Source organism: Haloarcula laminariae (assembly GCF_025457605.1).
In the GTDB taxonomy this organism is placed as follows: Archaea; Halobacteriota; Halobacteria; order Halobacteriales; family Haloarculaceae; genus Haloarcula; species Haloarcula laminariae.
This window is the reverse complement of record NZ_JAMZFY010000001.1, coordinates 1,463,680-1,484,637: the sequence shown is the minus strand read 5'-3', so window position 1 is coordinate 1,484,637 and position 20,958 is coordinate 1,463,680. Positions and strand designations below refer to the sequence as shown.

At 60.0% G+C, this 20,958-nt stretch carries 17 protein-coding genes; 6 read left to right on the top strand and 11 right to left on the bottom strand.

Going from position 1 to position 20,958, the window contains the following annotated elements:
- Positions 1–79: 79 nt before the first annotated feature.
- Entirely contained in the window at positions 80–511 is a 432-nt protein-coding gene (locus NJQ98_RS07585) for a hypothetical protein (RefSeq protein ID WP_262177528.1), read from the bottom strand.
- A gap of 1,011 nt (positions 512–1,522) precedes the next feature.
- Here NJQ98_RS07585 and NJQ98_RS07580 point away from each other — a divergent pair.
- Positions 1,523–1,969 carry a universal stress protein gene (locus NJQ98_RS07580; protein WP_262177526.1) on the top strand — a complete coding sequence of 149 codons (447 nt, stop codon included), beginning with the start codon at positions 1,523–1,525 and terminating at the stop codon, positions 1,967–1,969.
- A 273-nt stretch (positions 1,970–2,242) separates the two neighbouring features.
- Positions 2,243–3,283 (top strand): NAD(P)-dependent alcohol dehydrogenase, encoded by a 1,041-nt coding sequence (locus NJQ98_RS07575; protein ID WP_262177525.1) that lies wholly within the window; start codon positions 2,243–2,245, stop codon positions 3,281–3,283.
- On the opposite strand, the gene NJQ98_RS07570 is transcribed toward NJQ98_RS07575, so the two are convergent.
- From NJQ98_RS07570 to NJQ98_RS07540, 7 genes are all read right to left on the bottom strand, one after another.
- Positions 3,275–4,045 (bottom strand): SDR family NAD(P)-dependent oxidoreductase, encoded by a 771-nt coding sequence (locus NJQ98_RS07570; protein WP_262177523.1) that lies wholly within the window; start codon positions 4,043–4,045, stop codon positions 3,275–3,277. The two genes, NJQ98_RS07575 and NJQ98_RS07570, sit on opposite strands and share 9 nt — an antisense overlap.
- 72 nt (positions 4,046–4,117) lie before the next feature.
- Positions 4,118–5,416 carry a TRAP transporter large permease gene (locus NJQ98_RS07565; RefSeq protein ID WP_262177522.1) on the bottom strand — a complete coding sequence of 433 codons (1,299 nt, stop codon included), beginning with the start codon at positions 5,414–5,416 and terminating at the stop codon, positions 4,118–4,120.
- Between the two features lie 36 nt (positions 5,417–5,452).
- A complete protein-coding gene (locus NJQ98_RS07560; RefSeq protein WP_262177521.1) occupies positions 5,453–6,007 on the bottom strand; it encodes a TRAP transporter small permease in 555 nt (184 codons plus the stop codon).
- 24 nt (positions 6,008–6,031) lie between these two features.
- A complete protein-coding gene (locus NJQ98_RS07555; RefSeq protein WP_262177520.1) occupies positions 6,032–7,033 on the bottom strand; it encodes a TRAP transporter substrate-binding protein in 1,002 nt (333 codons plus the stop codon).
- A 131-nt stretch (positions 7,034–7,164) separates the two neighbouring features.
- The gene (locus tag NJQ98_RS07550; RefSeq protein WP_262177519.1) at positions 7,165–8,118 is read right to left on the bottom strand and encodes a mannonate dehydratase; all 954 of its coding nucleotides are present in this window, start codon (positions 8,116–8,118) and stop codon (positions 7,165–7,167) included.
- Positions 8,119–8,293: 175 nt separating this feature from the next.
- Positions 8,294–9,067 carry an IclR family transcriptional regulator gene (locus tag NJQ98_RS07545; protein ID WP_262177518.1) on the bottom strand — a complete coding sequence of 258 codons (774 nt, stop codon included), beginning with the start codon at positions 9,065–9,067 and terminating at the stop codon, positions 8,294–8,296.
- Between the two features lie 897 nt (positions 9,068–9,964).
- Positions 9,965–11,935, bottom strand: a complete 1,971-nt coding sequence (locus NJQ98_RS07540; RefSeq protein WP_262177517.1) for an FAD-dependent oxidoreductase — start codon at positions 11,933–11,935, stop codon at positions 9,965–9,967.
- 213 nt (positions 11,936–12,148) lie between these two features.
- On the opposite strand from NJQ98_RS07540, the gene NJQ98_RS07535 reads away from it, so the two are divergent.
- The 4 genes from NJQ98_RS07535 to NJQ98_RS07520 all read left to right on the top strand — a co-directional run bounded on the left by NJQ98_RS07535 (position 12,149) and on the right by NJQ98_RS07520 (position 17,088).
- Complete coding sequence (locus NJQ98_RS07535; protein ID WP_262177516.1) at positions 12,149–13,432, top strand: citrate transporter; 1,284 nt, start codon at positions 12,149–12,151, stop codon at positions 13,430–13,432.
- A gap of 120 nt (positions 13,433–13,552) precedes the next feature.
- Entirely contained in the window at positions 13,553–15,697 is a 2,145-nt protein-coding gene (locus NJQ98_RS07530; RefSeq protein ID WP_262177515.1) for a hydantoinase/oxoprolinase family protein, read from the top strand.
- Entirely contained in the window at positions 15,694–16,248 is a 555-nt protein-coding gene (locus NJQ98_RS07525; RefSeq protein ID WP_262177513.1) for a hypothetical protein, read from the top strand. Before NJQ98_RS07530 ends, NJQ98_RS07525 begins: the two co-directional genes overlap by 4 nt.
- 60 nt (positions 16,249–16,308) lie before the next feature.
- Complete coding sequence (locus NJQ98_RS07520; RefSeq protein WP_262177511.1) at positions 16,309–17,088, top strand: IclR family transcriptional regulator; 780 nt, start codon at positions 16,309–16,311, stop codon at positions 17,086–17,088.
- A gap of 11 nt (positions 17,089–17,099) precedes the next feature.
- Here NJQ98_RS07520 and NJQ98_RS07515 read toward each other — a convergent pair whose 3' ends face one another.
- The 3 genes from NJQ98_RS07515 to NJQ98_RS07505 form a co-directional block, all read right to left on the bottom strand.
- Positions 17,100–18,551, bottom strand: a complete 1,452-nt coding sequence (locus NJQ98_RS07515) for a sulfatase-like hydrolase/transferase (RefSeq protein WP_262177510.1) — start codon at positions 18,549–18,551, stop codon at positions 17,100–17,102.
- A 466-nt stretch (positions 18,552–19,017) separates the two neighbouring features.
- The gene (locus tag NJQ98_RS07510) at positions 19,018–19,902 is read right to left on the bottom strand and encodes an SMP-30/gluconolactonase/LRE family protein (protein WP_262177509.1); all 885 of its coding nucleotides are present in this window, start codon (positions 19,900–19,902) and stop codon (positions 19,018–19,020) included.
- Positions 19,895–20,854 carry a mannonate dehydratase gene (locus NJQ98_RS07505; protein ID WP_262177507.1) on the bottom strand — a complete coding sequence of 320 codons (960 nt, stop codon included), beginning with the start codon at positions 20,852–20,854 and terminating at the stop codon, positions 19,895–19,897. Before NJQ98_RS07505 ends, NJQ98_RS07510 begins: the two co-directional genes overlap by 8 nt.
- Positions 20,855–20,958: the final 104 nt, after the last annotated feature.

The window sequence follows — 20,958 nt, the reverse complement described above, 5'->3', positions numbered from 1 at the left end:
GAAGCCGTGGTCGGTCCCAGCTGGGGTGAGCCCTCACTCCTCATTGAGCCATTTCTGAACCGGCGACTTTCATTTCGTGTTACGAATTCTGCGGCTGCATCGACAGAATGAACCGCTCTGGGGGACCTCGAGCGCCAAACTCAACCGTGTCAGTCTCAATGCCGTCCACGGAAACAGCGGCTGTAATCTCGTCGTCGACCGCTGGCGCCCCGACGAGGACCGCATATTGCGGGGTAATCGGCGAATCGAAGGGGCCAAACTCAAGCGTGGTCTCCCCTTCTGGTCCACCGAACCACCGAAACGTATTGTCGCCGTCGGTCGTCCCCTGTTCGGACTGATAATAGCCGCCGGCCAGCGTCACGTTGTTTTCCGGCCCACCGATATCGTATTTGCGAATCGCGTCACCGCGGTCGTTCCAAAGCGTCAATCCATAGCACATCACCGCCAGCTGCCGCCCATCGGTGACCGATTCGTTGAGGGTCGACTCACCGATAGTCGTATTGAAATCCAACGAGAGTGATATCGCACCTGAATAGGATTGAGCAGGGGCCTCCGTAGCTGTGGCAGGCTGGTCCGCTTTTGCTGGGGTCGTTGTGACAGGCCGACTTGTCTCTGTGGCGGTATTCGGTGTCTCCGTCTGTGAGGACCGTAAACATCCACCCACACTAGCTGAGAGAGCTGCTATCAGTAGTCGACGGCGTCTCACGCTCGGGCCATACTTGTTGTGGTTATAAATCAGCTATGGAGGCGTCTCACAGTGGGCTCATTCTGTAGACGCTGGGGGTGAGTATTTGCATACTGTCTCTGGAAGTGAACTTTTAGAACCAATTTTAGCCGTCTGCGGTCCGACGTGACTGAAACGTTTGGGAGCGAAGGAATTTAGCTTTTTATTTTATTCCTGATATATCTGACAGAGTTCTGATTTCTGCTGAAATCGGAGCTGCGTTCGCCGGTGTCCCACCCGGAGACACTTTGCGCTATCGATGAGGAACACGGTAGTTTCGACATCGTGTGTTTGCCGCGGTTCTTCGAGAAATATATCGGCAGGAGCGGTTATCGTGGTCAAAATATCTAGACACGGGTGAATCCCGTATGTTTGTGTATTCAAACCGGTATACGGCCAGAACTGCCTTCATGGATTCGAGTCACCGTCTCGTCAACTGCGACCTGATTTGGGTCTTTCTCGCTGACTGGCTGTAGACCGACTGTGTGCACTCAATCGTGGACCGCTTTTCGAGGGCACTTGACCCGAACATACCAAAGCTGAAAGTTATATCTAAAATTGATATTTTATCTCGTCCTCTGAATACCAAGCCTCGGCCTTGGGTCCGTTCGTGCTCCACACCTCCAGCCTAATCTATTCGCTACCACTGGTGAAGCATGTGGGTTTAGCTACGGGCAGCAGCAAACACACTCGGTTCACCACTCACACTTGACCAAGTACGATTCCACTTATACCGACGTGTAATCAACACCGGTGTAACCGCATATATTATGTATTCTGGAACACACAGCGAGAAACATGGGTACGATTCTAGTCGTATTAGACAGTGCTAACCCAAACGAACAGTTACTCAGCGCAGCAAAAACGTATGCAACAGGCACTGATACGGAGGTTCTGCTATGTCGCATCGTCGACCGGGACCAATACGAGGACGAAGTCCTGACGAAAGCAGAAGCGAGAGAGCGCGCAGACAGTATCGATGAGATAGAGTCCGAGGCAGAGGCTGAGGCTGCCGAAATCGGTGTGGAGTACTTCGGCGATGAGATCTCGTACACACCGCTCGGCGTTATCGGCAAAATACCCGACGACGTCCTCGATGTCGCCGAGGAGTGGGACAGCGAGCATCTCTTTGCGACTGGCAAAAACCGGTCCCCGACCGGAAAGATGATTTTCGGTGACCAGGCGCAAAAACTCGCGCTTAATTTCGAAGGCCCCGTAACGATACTCACGGTATCTGACGAGTGAACGGCCGCACCTGCACCGCCGGCGTCGGATGTGCGGTCTCGCTACCGAACTCGGAATCCCAGTTCGACATCTGACGGAGAAGACGGAAACCGAGGTCCTGTAAAACGCCGGCTCAGGGAACCAAGACTCTTCGATAGCAGACTGCGCTGGTCGTATCGAGCGGGAAAAATCCGAACGCGAGTACGAGCCGTTCGCCGGCTAGCGGACGTTCGAAACCAGAGCCGGGGGTACGAATACCACAACCACTAAATATTTCTTTGCCGATTTTACCCTATGCGAACGTGTGTTCTCTCCGGAATCGAAGAGCTTAGCCTGATCGAACGGGAGCGTCCGACACCCGGCGCCGACGAGGTTCTAGTCCGGATTGACCGCGTCGGTATCTGTGGCTCCGACCTCCACTACTACCAACACGGAGAAAACAGCGGCAACACCGTCGACTTCCCGCTCGTGCTCGGACACGAGTCGGCCGGGACGGTCGTCGAGGTCGGGCGGGATGTCACGAACGTCTCCCCGTCGGACCGAGTCGCCATCGAACCGGGCGTCCCGTGCGGTGAGTGTCAGTACTGCACCACGGAGGGGAAATACCACCTCTGTGAGCGGATGGAGTACATGTCCTCGCCGCCGGTCGATGGCGCGCTCACCGAGTATGTCGCCTGGCCGGCGGAGTTGGTCTATCAGCTCCCGCCGGAGGTTTCCCTGCGTGAGGGCGCGCTCGCGGAACCGCTCAGTGTCGCCATCCACGCCTGTGACCGAGCCGGCGTCGAAGAGGGCGATAGCGTGCTGGTGACCGGCGGCGGTCCCATCGGGCAACTCGTTTCGGAAGTCGCGCTGGCCCACGGCGCAACTGTCGTCCTGACGGACGTTGTCGAGGAAAAACTCGCACTGGCCGAGCGCCGCGGCGTGGATTACACGGTAGACGTCTCGTCGGCGGACCTGACCGACGTGATTCACGAGCAGGTAGACCCTGAGGGCGTCGACATCGTCCTCGAAAGCTCCGGTGCGGAAAGCGCCATCGAGTCGACGACGGAAGCCGTAAAACGCGGCGGGACGGTCACCTTCGTCGGCATCCCGATCGATTCGGGCCTCCCGACGGATGTCGTCGGGCTCATCGATGGGGAGTACGACCTGAGAGGGTCGTTCCGGTTCAGCGGCACGTATCTGTCGGCCATCGAGGGCATCCGGACGGGTCGGTTCGACGTCGACAGTATCGTGAGCTTTGAGCAGTCGCTCTCGGAGACAGAGGCCGCGTTCGACCGGGCGATGGAACCGGACAGCGTGAAAGGCGTCGTTCGCGTCAGCGACGACTCAGAATGAGCTGTCGTCGAATCCGCCGTCGACGGTAATCATTTCTCCGGTCGTGAACGAGGCCGCATCGCTGGCGAGGTAGACGGCCGCACCGGCGATTTCGTCCGGTTGGGCGACCCGCTCCAGCGGCGTCCGTTCGTCTATCTTTGCCCGGAGTTCGGTCCCCTCTTCGAAGGCGTCACCCGCGAGTGGCGTCTCGACGAACCCGGGTTCGATGGCGTTGACGCGTATCTCCGGCCCGAGGTCCGCGGCTGCCGCCCGGGTGAGTCCGTTGACGCCGCTCTTTGCGGCGCAGTAGGCCGGGCGCTGTTCCCGGGCTTGCCCGGCCGACATCGAGGAGATGTTGACGATGCTGCCCGAGTCCATCTCCCGGCCGAACACCTGGCAGGCGCGGAAGACGCCAGTGAGGTTGGTGTCGATGTCGAGCTCCCAGTCGGCCATCTCCATCTCCGTTACCGGTGCCCTGCCGACGGAGCCCGCGGAGTTGACGAGTATGTCGACCCCGCCCAGCTCGGCGGCAGCCGCGTCGTACAGGTGTTCAATGGAGCTCATCTCGGTGACGTCACAGGTGACCTCCACCGTCGACGCGCCGCGCTCGCGGAGCTCGTTGGCGGTCGATTCAACGGCGTCCTCGCTCCGACTCGTTGCGACGACGTCCGCCCCGTCATCTGCGAACGCGAGGGCGATTGCGCGGCCGATACCGCTGGTCCCGCCGATGACGACGGCGTTTTTATCCGCGACGCTAACTGTCGGGACGGCTGTGTCAGCCATGTGCGTTGAAAACAGTCCACACGTCCTTATTCTTACGATTGCTACAGCCCGCGTGCGAAGACAGACGAGGGGTCAGGCGAGCCCCATCGTCCGCGGGAGCCACAGGACGACTTCGGGGAAGATGATTGTGAGCAGGAGCGCGATGACAAGCGGCACGTAGAACGGCAGCATGTTCCTCGTGATGCGTTCGAGCGAGACGCCGGTCACGGCGTTGAGAACGAACAGGATAACGCCGAAGGGAGGCGTCAACAGGCCGATCATCAACGTGATAATCATCACTACACCGAAGTGAATCGGACTGATAGCCGTCTGCTCGATGATGGGCAGGAAGACGGGCGTGAGAATCGTAATCGCCGCTATCGTCTCCAGCATGAGACCGACGATGAACAGCACGGCCGCTATCAGCAACAGGACGATGAGCGGGTCGGTCGAGACCGTCGTCACGGCGTTGGCCAGCACCTCCGGGAGCTGTGCGCGCCGGATGAGAAAGCCATAGAGCGCGGCGGCTGCGACGATGAACGTCAGCGACGACGTCCGCGTCATCCCGTCCTCGAAGCTCGCTATGAGTTCCTGCCAACTGAGGGCATCGTAGAAGACCGTGCCGATGAAGATGGTGTAGAACAGCGCTATCGCGCCCGCTTCTGTCGCAGTGAACAGGCCGCCCAAGATACCGCCGATAATGAGGATCGGCGTTCCGAGGGCCGGGAGCGCGCGGAATCCGGTTCGCCCGATCTCACTGAGCGACCACCAGTCACCGCGCTCGTACCCGTTACGGTGTGCGTAGATGGTACACAGAATCATCAGGCCCAGACCCATGATGAAACCGGGGACGAGGCCGGCGATGAACAGCGTCCCGATGGACACCTGCGCGATGACGCCGTAGATGATGAGCGGGACACTCGGAGGGATGATGGGACCGATAATCGACGACGAGCCGGTGACGGCGACGCTGAACCCCTCCTCGTAGCCCTCTTCGCGCATCGCCCGGTACTCGATAGCACCGAGGCCGGCGGCGTCCGCCGCGGCGGTGCCAGTCATGCCCGAGAAGATGATGCTCGCGACGATGTTTACGTGGGCGAGGCCGCCACGAATCGGCCCAACGATAGCCTTCGCGAAGTCGAATATGACGTCGGTGAGGCCCAGCGCGTTCATCAACAGGCCGGTCTGGAGGAAGAGCGGAATCGCCAGGAGGACAAACGAGTTGCTCCCGCTGACCATCGTCTGTGCGACGAGCAGCGGCTCGAACGGTATCGACGTGAACAACATCAGTATGAGACTCGTCAGTCCGAGCGCGTAGACGACCGGGACCTCCAGTAGATACAGCCCGAGCAGTACCACGATGAACAGAGTAAGGAGGACGATGTCTGACATTAGCGTCCCTCCCCCCGCGACTTGATTCTTGCTGTGTTATGAGTCTGTATCATACGTTTCATCCCCTCGAAGCTCGGCAACGACAGTTGCTGGGTCTGTGATGACTTCCCAGAGGTCACGGATGGCGTATATGACGATAATAGCGCCGCCGACGACCGCAGGGACGTACAGCCACGCCTGCGTGAACGGTGGGTGGGCCGGTAACGCGCCGATGACTGAACCCTTGTTCTGTTGGTACAGCGGATACGCGCCGGCAATCAACACGCTGACGAACCCGATTGTCATCACGGACCGAAGCCCGGCGAGATACCGAACCTTCTCGTCTGACAGCCGGGACGACAGGAGGTCGAGTGAGATGTGCTCGTGCTTGCCGCTCGCGACCGCCGCACCGATGAACGTGACGTAGACGAGCAGCATCTGCGAGAGGTTGACCGTCCACGGGAGGCTGCCGATAACTGGCGCCAACACCCACCGAGTCAGTATCTGTAACCCGACGACGAGTATCATCAACGCGTACAAAGCCAGAGCGAGCACCCTGACCCCCCGGTCGAAGTTGCGGGTGATGGCTGATACGGCACTGTTCTCAGTCATAGTTCAATGTGTCCCGGGGGGTTTTCAGATGTTTCGGACTTCTTCGAGGGACGGCTCCCAGGTCTCCTCGAACTGCGCCTTGAGCGGCTCCTCGGCCGCGGAGAGCCACGCGTCGCGGTCCGGCTCGACGATGTTCATCCCGTTGCTCTCCAGTTCGTCGATCGCGTCGGACTCCGACTCGGAGATACTCGTACTGAGCTCCTCGATGTTGCTCGAAAGCGTGTCCCTGACGACCGAGCGGTCGTCCTCCGAGAGCCCGGAGAGGATATCGTTGTTGATGGTGAACCAGCCAGTCGAGGCGAGATGCCGGGTCATCGTGTAGTGGCTCTGCACCTCGTTAAGCGACGCGGAGAGGACCGTTTCGGCCGGGTTCTCCTGTGCGTCGACCACGCCCTGCTGCAGCGAGCTGTACAGCTCGTCGAAGGCGACGGTCGTCGGGCTGGCACCGAGCCCCTCCCAGATGTTCACCCACGGCGAGAGGTCGGGAACGCGGATATTTACGCCCTGGATGTCTTCGGGCGTGTTGAAAGCCTTGTTCCCCGACGTGTGGCGGTACCCCCGGTAGACCGGCGGGCCGACGAGCTCCTGGTTGCCGTCCTCCTTGAGGCGCTGGCGGCCGTCGTCGAGGTAGTCGGTTTCGAACGCCCGCCGCTGTTGCTCCCACCCGTCGAAGATGAACGGCGATTCGACCCAGAAGTTCTCCGGGTCGTAGTCGATTACCCACCTGGTCCCGATGATGGTCCCGCCGATAGAGCCGATGCGCGTCTGCTCCATCACCTCGGCCTCGCCGCCGAAAGCGGGCTCGATTGTTATCGACACGCGGTCGCTGGTCTCCTCCGCGACGGTCTCGGACCAGGATGTCGCCATCTCGTTGATGACGTGGCCGCTCGGGAAGACGCTCCCGATGACTATGTCGGTCCCGCTGTCCGATCCGTCACCGGAGCAACCCGCGAGGGATGTCAATGCACCGGCACCACCGATTACGCCGAGCTTCCCGACGAAGCTCCTTCGGCTTTGCTGTGGCATACATACTCAGTCTCACCACGATACCACTTATGTCTTTCCCAATAAAATATGTATATTAGAGCTGGGATACCTCCTCTGATGGAGGCAGCATACAGAACCTGTCCGTCAGTCGCTAAACATCGTGGATATCGCTACTCCGTCTGTTCGAGCAGTCCCCGGATGTATCCGATAGCGAAGAGCCGGCCCATGTCAGTGTAGCCCGCGTGGACGCCCTCTCGGTCCTCCTCTCCGTCCATCTTCGGTACGTGGTCGGGGCGTATCGGGCCGTCGAACCCGACATCACGGTAGGCTTCGATAGTCGACCGCATATCCGTCGGTCCGTCGTCGTGCCAGGTCTCGACGAACGACTCCGGTGTACCCTCGACATCACGGAAGTGAACGAAGTGGATGCGGTCACCGAGGCGGCGAATCGCGTCCGATACGTCAGTCGCCATCGCGGCGAAGTTCCCCTGACAGAAAGTGACACCGTGGTTCGGACTATCGTAGAGGTCGAGAATGCGCTCGTAGTTGTCGACGGAGGTCGCGAGCCGCGGGACGCCCCGAACCGGCGAGAGCGGCGGGTCGTCCGGATGTAGTGCCATCTTCACACCCGCCTGCTCGGCGACCGGCACCACCTCATCGAGGAAGTACTCGAGGTTTTCCCAGAGTTCGTCCTCGGTGATACCTGCCGCGGGGTGGTCACCAGCGCGCTCGCTCAGCGCGTGGTCGTACCCAGTTAGCAGTGACCCGCCGCGGTCAGGAATCGAATCGGACGTTCGGAGGACGCCGACCGGGTTTTCCGTCCACACCCAGCAGTACGTCTCTATTCCCAGCTTCCCCATGTTCCTGAGGAGCTGTTTCACCCTCGCTATCTCCTCGTCGCGGCCGTCCTCGCCGAGTACCGTCTTGGTCATCGGTGGTCTGTCCTCGACAACCCGAAGCGGGACGTCGTGGTCCTCGAACCGGTTTCGCACGCGGAGGAGGGTGTCGTACTCCCACCAGTCGTCGACGCCCCAAAAGCGGACGACACCACAACCTACGCCGAGCTGTTTGGCCAGTGCCCACCGCCTGTCCGGTGACGGCGGCAGCATGAGTGCTGTCTGCATGTAACCTGGGAGAGTAAGGCCTCATATGTAAGCTTTGCTCATACCCGGACGAGTGACGGCGCAGACATCCACCGGCACGTCTTCAGGTGTGGTACCTCACACCATCCACTAATAGTGGAACCAAAAGAACCCCTACAGTCGGTCTCCGTGGACGGACTGTCAGCCACTGACGCGTTTATTCGTACGCGACTTTCACTTCGATGACGTTGTTCGAGTCCTTGAGTGCCGGCAGCAGCTCGTTCTCTATCCGGTCGTCGTTGAAGCGTTCTTTCGGCCCCGAAAGCGAGACTGCGCCGACGACGCGGTCATCCACGTTGAGGGGCGTGGCTATCGACCGGATGCCGGACCGGCGTTCCTCGTCTTCGAGCGCGAACCCGCGCTCCTCGATGGTCTCCAGCTCCTCGAACAGCTGCTCCGCATCGTCGATAGTACTCCCCGTGGCCGCTGGCAGTCCGTAGTGATCGATAATCTCGCGTACGTACTCGGACGGCAACTCGGCGAGGATGGCTTTGCCCAGGGCGGTCCAATGCATATTGGTGTACTCACCGACGGGCGCGTTGTCGTAGACTGCTTCGCTCCCTTCCGACTGGTAGACGATTACCCGCTGGCCGTTCTCCTCGACGCCGAGATTGGCGACTTCACCCGTCGTATCGGCGAGGTCGTCTATCTCGGATTTTGCGGCCGAGTACACCTGCAGATTACTCCTCGCTATGGCGCCGTCCCTGAGAAACCGGAGCGACAGCCGATAACCGCTGTCGTCTTGGACGACGTATCCGACCGATTCCAGCGTCTTGAGGTGAACATGCGCCGTGCTCATGGGGATATCGAGTGCCTCCGACACGTCGCTGATGTGGACACTCCCGGACTCCCGAAGTACCTCGATAACCTCGAACCCCTGCTGGACAGCGCTGACCCGTTTGCCGCCGTCGTCCGCGGTGTTGAGATCCATGTTGGTTATCACTCCCACAACACAGATAAATTCTACTATGCGTGGAAAGATATAGATTTCAGTCATACTCTGTTACAATTATCGCCCTTATGAGTGCCCAATGGTCCGTAGAATAAACTGTAGCTGGGAAACTTCCACTATACGTGGAACCCCTCGATAAACCGCTCATGGCGCTGTGAACTGCCGTAATAGTACCCAATACCAGCTTCTTCGACCCGTAGGGGACATCGTTTCGTGGGTAGCGGCGGTAAACTGGATAGAACAGCAGCAGTGGTAGACCCTTGGTGTGTCTCTCCACCGTCAGCTCCCAAACAATCTGATATCGACAGCGGGAGCGGGCTTTGAAACAGGATACGGAGCATGTTTACACACATATGCTTGTAATAAGAGTCCGACCGAGCGTGACGGAACTGATCTGTTCTCGAGTGGAAGACCGAAAACGAACCCGGACTCCGAATTCGAAATCAGCGAGTACAATTACAGCTATACAACTGTAATCTATCGTCCTACCCTGCGGAAGAGAATATTCCGTCATTCGGAATCAACTGTTGCATCGCCACGAAGGAGTGAATGTCCTGGATATGGTCGATTCCTCTGCTGAATCCCACGATATAACGCTCACAAACTTAATACAGCAGGATAATTCGTGGTATCAACTCACTCGGCGAGTATTCAGCGCCGATAGGATGTTCCGTATTGTGGAATCGAATAGCGAAATACAATCCCGCCTGTTTCGACCAGCGATTGCGTGGCGTAACCTCCGTAGTACTCCGCAATGGCAGGCCGACTCAGAGCAATATGTCCCGAATCGACTTACGCGTCCCGTCACCGCTCAGCAAAATAGAAACACCGCCCGTAGACCGGCACGTGCAATCGAGCGCCGCTCTCTGATGACCGCTAACTGTCTCTGTCCCGAAGTAGGCGATAGACTAATCGGCAGGCCGTGCCACGGTCGATTACCGAGTCCGTTTCCTCGAGGACGGTATCGACTGTGGAGGGCACATTGACGGACAGTTCGTGCTCAAGCATCGCTACGAACTCCTCGGCGGTAACCGAACCAGACTCATCACCGGTTTGGAGGGCCCTCGCGTGGTCCGTTAGCTCATCGGGGGCGTCACCGAGCAGGTCGGCGGTCGTCGCAGCCCACTCCTCGGCGACACCTCTCGACAGGGGTTCCTCTGGCTCGGCGTCGTACGACCCGAAAAACCCGCGGGTGCCGAGATACTGAACCGCAGGGACCCAAGGCTCCTCGTCTGTGACATCGACGTCGTTGAAGAACGAGAGCATCATCTCGTTTTCCGCCAGACGACGCTGGAGGCGAGCGACAGAGATGTCTGCCGGGTCCTGGTCGGACTCGACGGCTATCGCGGCTGCATAGCCCGCCGATTCCCCGATGTGCAACCAAGTCGGCTCCAGACGTAGCGAGCCGTAGCCGACGTGTGACGCGGAGAGCGGCACCGGAACGAGGAGGTTGTCGATGCTCTGTGGCAGCAGTGCCCGATACGGTACGTGTGCGGGGCGTGTGACCTGAGACGCGTAGAAATGGCCCTCCGGATGGCTCCCGAATTGGCGGTCGGGCTGACAGGCGTGTGAGTCGAGTGGATACTCGGCCACCGCGATGCTATCCCGATGAACCGGCGTCCGGTCGAGTCCGTCAGCGTATCGAGCGTCGTTCTCCGTGAACATATACCGGCCATCGAGGCGCCGGGCCTCCCGCACGTAGAGCTGGAACGGGAAGTTGTCGTTGTCTTCGAACTCATCGGCCGCAAGGCCCCACTGGTTCGCTTCGGACTGTACCTTGTCCGGGACCGCATCGTCGTTCTGGAGGAAATAGAGCAGCCCCAGTATGTGCGATTTGTGGCGTTGGGCTATCTCTTCGCGGCCCTCCCAGTCCGCATCCGGGTAGTCGTAGTTTTCTCCGGGCAGATCGGCGGTGTTCATGTCGGCTTTGTCGTTCGGAAGATAGCGGAGCCGCATGAACGCCCTGAACCCGACCCGCTCGATTTCCTCCAGGCTGTCGGTGTATTCAGCGGGGTCGTAATCGTCCGGCATCGACGGCTTGACCCGGTTCTCTGGGTCGTCGGTGAGACAGAGCCGATAGCTGTAGGCCTGAATGCGGTCGTCGCCTTGGCCGGTGCTTCGGGGATATATCTCCGAGATGCCCGCCGGGTGGGGGACCAGGTCTAACGGGCCCTGCCGCTTTTCCGGCGGTGTGTCGAGCGGCCCGCGCCGGTCGGCCGGTGCATCGGGGTTTACGCCCTCGCCGACGGCCTCCTGTGGGTAATACCGGTCACCACGCGTACGTGTGTAGAGTTTGCCGGCAAACTGCTCGTTGAACTCAGAGCGAGATTCCCTCCCGACTCTGAACTCCGCTCCGGCCGTGGCGAGGAGGTCACCTTCGTACGTCGCGTCGGCGAACACCGAAGCGGCAATCGTGACCGTCTCGTCGCTATCGAAGGCTTGCAGAGTGAGCGACGTTATCTCCCTGTTCTCCCGCTCGACCGACTGCAGGGAGTATCCCCAACGGAGGTCCAGTGACGTTTCGCCTTCGACGAGGCCGTCTAAGACAGACTCGGCGACGTGTGGCTCGAAAATGTACCCCGCTTCGCAGGCAGCATAGTCCTCGGAGTCGGGGCCGAAGGTATCGCGGTAATGTTCACGGACTGCCGCCCGGAACTCCGCGAATATCTTTGCACGCGGTTTCATCATGAGGGTGTCTGTGTAACTTAACCCCCCAGTCATCATCCCGCCGAGATGGTCGTTGTACGTGACCAAGAGTGTCTCTGCGCCTTCCCGTGCCGCCCTCACGGCGGTAGCTATCCCGCCGGGTGTTCCGCCGAGAACGACGGTGTCGTATTCGGTTTGCATGCTGGAATCTCTGTGAGTTTTCTCGACCCGGCCAACACTACGCGACCTAGCTGGCGATCGGGCCTTGGTTGTCAATCTGGTCAATTATATTTATACCTTTGCCCCTCCACCGGTCGATTCGTGGCTGGCTCGGGTGCCACAAAACACGTGACAAGGGGTTCAAGAAAAGATTTTTAAAGTAGTGAATTAATGGTGGCATTGGAGAGCATTAGCATGGTCGAACTAGCAGCAGTCGGTATCATAGTAGCGTTCATCATATTTGGAAGTATGATGATGTTCGAGGTTGTTCCAACCTTCATCGCGCTGGGTGGGATGGCCATAGCAATCGGCTTTGCGGGCGGATTGGGGCCACAGACAATACTCCAGGACATCGTCGCGGGCGGTTCGACACGGCTCGCATCGGCGATGATTGCCGCGGCGTTCGGTGGGACATTGGGGGTCCTCGCGGAGAAGCAGGGTATCTTGGAGGATATCGTCAAATCGGCCGCCGAGCTGGGCGGTGACAGCCCCCTCGTGATGGCTGCAGCCCTGTACACCGCAGTCGTCATCGCCTCGACGAGTATCAGTGGACTCGGGGCGTTCATCCTCATGGCGACAATCGTGTTCCCGATACTGGTCAGCGTCGGATTCACGCAGAAGATTGCCGGTGCCATCACACTACTCGCATACGGTAACGGTGTGATGCTCAACCCCAGCAACTGGGTATTCTATCAGGAGGTTACGGGTATCGCGCTCGATTCGGTCATCAACTGGGCGCTTCCGGTCGCCGGCCTCGCGTATGTTGTCGGAATCATTTACGTGTTCTTGAAGGTCAGAAACACGGAAATACAGGCGACACTGGCGGAAACGGACACGAGCGGGATGTCGACGTCGGTTCCGAAATACGCGCTCATCGCCCCGGTCATTCCCGTCGGCCTCGTCGTGTTCGACATTATGAACGTCTACGCCGCGTTCATCGTCGGTATCGTCTACGCCGCGGTGTTCAGTCAGCCCGGACTGGAGGGAATCAAGAACCTGGGCGGTACGCTGAATCTGATAACGCAGAGCTTCCACGATGGAATCAAACAGGTTGCGCCCGCCATCGCGCTGATGGTGGCGATCGGGTGGTTGCTGAAGGCGGTGTTCGCGGACCCGATCTCCTCGACGATGGAACCGCTGCTGATGCAGATTATCCCCGAGAGCATGGTGCTTTACGCGATAATGTTCTCGGTTCTGGCACCGCTCGCGCTGTATCGTGGCCCGATGAACATCTGGGGGCTCGGGAGCGGAATCATCGGAGTCCTGGCAGCTATCGGTATCAACCCACAGCTCATCACGACGACCGCAATCAGCGCCCTGCGGGTGCAGGCGCCCGGTGACCCGACGAACACCCACAACGCGTGGGCCGCAGAGGAGTTGGAGGTCAGCGTCAACAGCATCACCAAGGAAATCCTCCCGTTCATCTGGGTAATCGCCGCGGGGGGCGTGGTGACCTCGGTGTATCTGTTCGGACTGTAGCGTACGACGCCTTCACACTGTGGCACGTCCGTAGCAGCGGCCGAAGAGCGGCTATTCTACATATTTTATCAAAGGGAAAGACCAGTATCTATTTATCCACCTCTTTCGTGAGGTAGAGATATGCCAACAGTGAGGATAGGAATTGACGTTGGTGGCACCTTTACCGATGCCGTGGCCATCGATACCGAGTCGTTCGAGGTAGTGGCCCAAACCAAAGTCCCAACGACTCACGACGCGGATATCGGAGTTGCAGCCGGAATCGTCGAAGCGACATCGAACCTTCTGGAGTGGCTGTCGGCCTCCCCCGAAGACGTCGTATTCATCGCTCACGGGACCACGCAAGCGACGAACGCCCTGCTCGAAGGGGACGTATCGAAAGTCGGAATCGTCGGTCTCGGGAAAGGGATTCAGGGCCGCCGAGCAAAGTCCGAGACCGATATCGGCGACATCGAACTCGACGACGACCAAGCAATCGAGACGACGCACGACTACCTCAATATAAAAAAGGGTCTCGACGAGTCGGAGCTGGATGCGACGTTTGAGCGGTTCAAATCCGAAGGAGTCGGCGCTATCGTCGCGAGCCAAGCGTTCGGAGTAGACAACGCCGAGATGGAGGAGAAGGTCCAGAGCTTGGCCCAGGACTTCGGACTCCCGGGTATCGGGGCAAACGTAGTCTCGAAACGATACGGGCTCAAAATCCGGACCCGGACGGCGGTCGTCAACGCGAGCATCCTCCCCCGGATGATCGAAACGTCGAAAGCGACCAGTGAGAGCATCGAGGACTTCGGCATCGACTCGCCGTTGATGATAATGCGCTCCGATGGCGGCGTGATGGGCATCGACGAGATGCAGAGGCGGCCCATTCAGACCATCCTTTCGGGACCCGCCGCCGGCGTTGCCGGGGCGTTGATGTACGAGAACGTCACGGACGGCATCTTCATTGACGTCGGCGGGACCAGCAGCGACATCAGCGTCATCGAGAAGGGCCAGCCCAAATGGAAGGCTGCAGAGATCGGCGGTCACTCGACGTTCCTGCGGACGCTCGACATCCGAACCGAGGGCGTCGCAGGGGGCTCGATGATTCGGGTCGAAGACGGTGAGGTCGTCCAGTCGGGCCCGAGGAGCGCCCACATCGCGGACCTCCCCTACTCGACGTTCGCCGACCCGGAGGATATCGTCGACCCGGAGCTCACCTGGATAACGCCGAAAGAGGGCGACCCGGAGTATGCGGCTATCGAGATCGCCAATGGGGAGATGTTCGCGCTGACCCCCAGCTGTGCGTCGAACCTGCTCGGGCTGCTGGACGACGATGTCTACGCCGCCGGGAATCCGGAGGCCGCCCGGAAGGCGTTTGGACCACTGGCTGCAGAGCTCGGGACCGACGTGGAGGGGGCCGCACGCGAAGTGCTAGACGAGAGCGTCCACAAGATTATCCCGGTCATCGAGGAGGTCATCGAGGAGTACGACCTGGACCCCGCGCTGCTCGAAGTCGTCGGCGGCGGCGGTGGCTGTGGCGCCCTGGTTCCGTATCTCGGCGAAGCGACCGATTTCGACACGCGTCTGGCCGAGAACCACGAGATCGTCAGTACGGTCGGCGTCGGGCTGGCGATGGTCCGGGACGTCGTCGAACGGAACGTGATGAACCCGTCGGAGGACCAAATCGACCAAATCAGACAGGAGGCCATCGACTCCGTCGTCGGTATGGGGGCAAATCAGGAGACAGTCGAGGCGAACATCAAGTACGACGATTCCGAGAACCTCCTGCGCGTCGAGGCCGAGGGGTCGACCGAACTGCAAACGCGCGAGATGGGACAGGAGACGGTCAGTGACACAGAACGAAAAGAGAAGGCCGCGGCGAGTCTCGACGTCGCGGACGAAAACATCGCCCTCGAAGAAACGACGGGTGGCCTGTACGTCTACGAGACGAGTCAGAAAACGCAGAAACTATTCGGACTGCTTTCCGACGAGCAGACCCACGTCTCCATCGTCGACGAGACTGGTGTGGTCAAGCTCAAACTCCAGAACGCAACGGTGTATCGAACGGACAAGGGGAGCCTCGAACGGTCGCTGAAACGCGTACTCGACCAGGAGTCGGTGTACAGCGGCTCCGCGACGAGACTGCCGAACATCTACATCTGCCACGGAAACCAGATTATCGACGCCAGCGGGTTGTCCGCCCGGGACCAGATTCACTCGCTGGTGGACATCGAACTCGAAGGGCTCGCCGACGAAACGGAGCTGCTAATCGTCGGACAGCAGCCATGAACTGCACGGTCCCCTCCGACGCGTTGCTCGATACCGCTGTGGAACGAGAGGCGTGGATGTTGGGGGCCGACACTGCAACGGAGCTGCTGGAACGACGAGGGACGAGCGACCCGACGACGCTGACAGCCCGGCTGAACATCCGCGTCGAGACGGAGGACTGGGACGGGACCGGGACACTGGTGATGCTCGGTAGCTATGACGGGGACGTCATCTCGCTGTACCGCGAGCAAATCCGGGCGCTCGCCGAGAGACACGATATCCCCACAGCGCACCTGACCGCCGGCGTCCTCGCTCACGAGCTCGGACACGCAGTCGTCCCCGATGACAAACTCGCATCGATTCACCCGGGGAGCTGGCGCCGACGGATCGGCGACCTGTTCGGTATCTCGTCGCACGCGAAGCCGATAGCGGAAGCGGCGGCCAACGGGTTCGCTTTCGCCGTCCTTCGAAGCGAGTATCCGGAGACGCCGCTCGTCGAGCGGCCCAGAGTCCTGACGAACCCGGGGATGACGGCCGTCGATTCGGCGTCTTCGCCGGAATCCCATCACTGATTGACTGGTATCGGTGGCGCCGCCGGAACGGTTATAATCTGAGAGCCAATCAGATAGCGTATGGGCACGCACAACGCCGCGAACCCGGTCTCCGCCGTCGGCACCACGGTGGAGATTCTCGAACTGATGAAAGAGCGGGAGGGGGCGACGCTCGTGGAACTGGCCGGCGAACTCGACATCGCAAAGTCGACGATTCACCGCCATCTGTCGACCCTTCGTCAGGAGGGGTACATCATTCGTGAGGGGGATGTCTATCATATCAGCCTGCATCTGTTCGATCTGGCGTCGTACAATCGGGAACGGAACCCGCTGTTCCGTATCGGTCGCCCGATAGCTGACGACGTGGCCGACGAGGTGGAGGAGCGGGTCTCACTCGTTGTCCCGGAACAGCATCGGGTGGTCAAGTGCTACATGGCCGAGAGCGACCGCTCGGTTCGAACTGACGCGCATCTGGGGCTTGCGATGCACATGCACTGTACGTCGGGCGGTAAAGCGATACTGGCACATATGGACGAGGAGCAACGAGAGGCGGTTATTCGGGAGATGGGGCTGGACGAGATGACCGATAACACGATCACGAGCGAGAAAGCGCTGCGGACAGAACTCGAAAAGATACGGGAAGAGCGAGTGAGTTGGGACGACCAGGAGCGCCTGACTGGCGTCCGTGGGGTCGCTGCGCCCATACTCAACAAAGAGACGGACGAGGTCATCGGAGCGCTGGACGTCGCAGGCCCATCAACTCGGCTCGACGGCGAGGCGTTCGACTCGGAGATACCGAACCTGGTCCGGCGGGCCGCCGACGAAATCGAGGTCAACGTCCAGTATTGGCGGCGGGACTGAGGGCGATTTCCCTACGGTGTCTCCATGCCCTCCCACGCGTCGAGACCGACTGTGGTGAGCGCGTCCCCGTCGCTGAATCCTTCGTCACGCTGTGCCAGATGGTCGGCGAGTGTACTCCGGTACTCCTGTCGTAGGGTCTCCTCGGAAGGGTCCGTTGCCAGATTCTGTAGCTCTCGCCTGTCGGACTCTACGTCGAAGAGGAACTCGTCGTCGGTGACCGGGTTCCAGGCGTACTTGTACTGTTCATCGACGATATACTGGGTCGCGTCGCTGACCGACCAAGACGGCCCCAGCTCGCCGTGGTAAAACGGCCGCCAGTCCGAATCGGGGTCCTCGACGAGCGACAGCAGGCTCCGGCCGTCGACTGTCGCCGGGATGTCGACACCTGCGAACTCGAGAATCGTCGGCATCAGGTCCTCGAGCCCGACCGGCCGGTCGATAGTTTGTGCCGTCGGATACTCCGTTCCCGCCGGGAACTGCATGACGAGGGGCACGCGGGCCGACCCCTCGAACGGGAACCCCTTCCGCCAGAGGTACTGGTCACCGAGCATCTCGCCGTGGTCCGAGGTGTAGATGATTAGGGTGTCGTCGAGGACGCCGTGTTCACGCCACATGGCTTCGAATAGGCGAGTCAGCTGGAAGTCGATTTGCGTCACGAGCCCGTAATACGCGGCCCTCGCGCGGTCTATCTCGTCGGAAGACAGGTCCGCAATCCACGCGTCCGTCGGCGGATAGTCGGACATCTCGTCCCCGAACGTCTCCAGCGGCCAGTCGCCGACGGACGGCGCCGGCAGGTCCCGGTCGATGTACATATCCCAGAACGCCTGCGGAGGGTCGAACGGGGGATGTGGCCGCTGATACGAGACTGTCAGGAAGAACGGCCGGTCCTCGTCCCGTTCTTCAAGAAACTCCAGCGCCTTCGTCGTCGTCCACGTGGTGGCGTGTTCGTGCTCCGGGACGTGGGAGGGGCGTGCCGTCCACGTGTTCGACTCCAGCCCGCCGGTGTGCTTGTCGTACCGTCCGCCGCTCCGGTCCCGTAACCACTCCGCGTAGTCGTCGTCTCTGAGTGATGCACCGACGTGTGTCGGCCCCATCCGTTCGAAGCCCACGTGGTTCCCGCGGGGATGGGAATGCGTCTTTCCGATTAACTGCGTCTGGTACCCGGCGTCGGTCAACTCCCCAGCGAGCGTGTGTTCGAACTCCCACGGGTGCCCATACCAGTTTGTTGCCCCGGTACTAGCGGGAGTCTGTCCGGACCAGAGCGATTGGCGGGCAGGCACGCAAATCGGTGCGGGAACGTACGCGCGTGAGAACAGCGCACCCCGGTCGACGAGACTGTTCAGTTCCGGCGTGTGAACGAACGGATAGCCAGCGCTATCCGTCGGACAGTGCGGGTCCGCGCCGATTGCGTCACCGCGGTGCTGGTCGGCCATGACGAGCAAGACATTGGGGCGGGATGGCATTGGTCACACTTTTCGGGTCATAACATAAATAAGTATACAACTGAGTGACATCGGGTCCGCCGAATGTCACAGTAACCCGAGAGCAATGACGGGGCCAGGCTCGTGGTAGGTATTATCACACAATATTCCGTAATATGGAACGGAAATCTCTGGATTACAGCCATACGACTGTAATCCTATGGCTCGTGGAAAAATTCGTTCCGTATAACGGAATAGCGGCTATCGGGGCCCTAATCTCGCTGGGGATTGCCCCATCACCGGCGACTTCACGTAGATATCCGAGCTATTTCCTTTCGAACGGTATCACAGACTGAGCTGTATATCAGGATACACCGAATTGACAATAGACGAGTTCAAGTGTGAGACGCGGCCAATCTGAGTCTCTTCGAGCTGTCGTATTTCTACTCCCCGTCACCTGTTTTCCGCGTCAGCTAGGTTTCTAACCCGATTTTACCGCCTGAAGCCGTTACAGGAGTATCTGTGAGCGATACGGCGAAAGGCCGCCGACCTCCGGCTGAAACTCGAAGACCGCTCCCGCACCGTCGCCCTCTGACTCCCTGGCGCCGGCCGGCTGGTCGCCTGGACCCAGTGCAGTCGTGACGAACCCACGTGAGAAATCTCGACCGCCGAACGTGACACTCGATACTTTCCGAGCCGGGAACTCGACGCGCCGGTCTTCGACTCCACTGTGTCCGTATCTGACGAGGCTACCCCCGTCCCACCTGGCGGACCAGACGTAGCCGTCCGCGTCGACCGTAAGCCCGTCGGGAACGCCCTCCTCCTCGGAAAGATCGAGAAACACCTCTCTGTTCGATATCCGCCCGGTCGACTCGTCGTAATCGAAGACGTAGATTTTCCCCGGAACGGACTCTGTCACGTAGAACCGCTCGCGCCCGGGGCTGAATCCCATCCCGTTCGGGATGTCGAGGCCCCTCAGTACCTGCGTGAGAGTCCCGTCCGGGTCGAGACGGTACAGTCGTCCGAGTCGGTTTTCGGTCGGCATCGTGCCGCAGAAGACTCGCCCCTGGGGGTCTGCTACGACGTCGTTGAACCGTGAGTCACGCTCCTCGGGGATGTCGTCGACGACGACCTCCGTTCGGCCGTCTCGCCACCGTTCGACGCGTCCAGACCCCTCGAAGAGGAGCAGTGAGCCGTCGGCTTGGATGGTAAACCCCCCAATCACTGCAGTCTCGTAACACTGCTCGTGTTCGTCGGTCGCCGGGTCGTACCGATGGAGGATTCCTCGCGGAATGTCGACCCAGTAGAGTCGCGCTTCGTCCGGATGCCACAGCGGTCCCTCGCCGGTGTGACAGTGACAATCGACGAGCCGCGTTACTGGTGCCTCACTCATCCGTCTGTTCGAGGAGCCCCTTCATGTAGCCGATGGCGAACAGCCGCCCCTTGGTGTGGTAGCCGGGGTTATCGTTCGACTCGCCGGCCATCGTCGGGACGTGGTCCGGTCGCATCGGACCGTCGAAGCCGATATCCCGATACGCCTGCATCGCAGCCAACATATCCGTCGGGCCGTCGTCGTGCCACGTCTCGACGAACGCGTCCGCGTCCCCATCGACATCGCGGAAGTGGACGAAGTTGATTCGGTCGCCGAAGTGGTGGATTGTTTCGGGAATATCGACGCCCATCGCCGCAAAGTTCCCCTGGCAGAACGTGACGCCGTTGTGGACACTGTCGTAGATGTCGAGCACTCGGTCGTACGCTTCCACGCTGTTGATGATGCGCGGGACTCCGCGAACGTCCGCTCGGGGCGGGTCGTCGGGGTGGAGTCCGAGTTTGACGCCCGCCTCTTCGGCGACGGGAACGACTCGTTCGAGGAAGTATTCGAGGTTCTCCCAGAGCTCGTCCGCCGAAACCGACGTGGCTGGGTGAGTCGGACCACCACCCATCTGTTCGTTGTCGAACGCGGTAGCGTATGATCCGCCGCGAGAATCGACGTGTGCCTTCGTTCGTGCCCATCGAATGCCCGCCATCCAGTCGTAACAGACGACGGGGATATCGAGTTCACCACAGTCGCGGAGGAACTGCTGGAACGACTCTATCTCCTCGTCACGGCCGTCGAGCCCGAGCCTCGTCTTGTCCGTGAGCGGAACGCTCCCCTCCATGACAGCGATGTCGATTCCGGCGTCGGTAAACCACTGGTGGAGTCCGAGCAGCTCGTCGTACGTCCAGAACTGTGTGCCATCGCCGATTTCCAGTGGGTGGACGACTGCACTGGTTACCCCCATCTGTTTGGCGAGTTGCCATCGATTGTCCGGCTCCGGAGGCAACACTAGTGATAGTTCTACCATAGTCGACTCTCATGTGACTGGCTTATATAGTTTGTCGACTCGGGTGATAACTCTAGCTCAACTCGGCATCTATCAAGTGTTTGTCGCCCTGTATATTTCTGCGA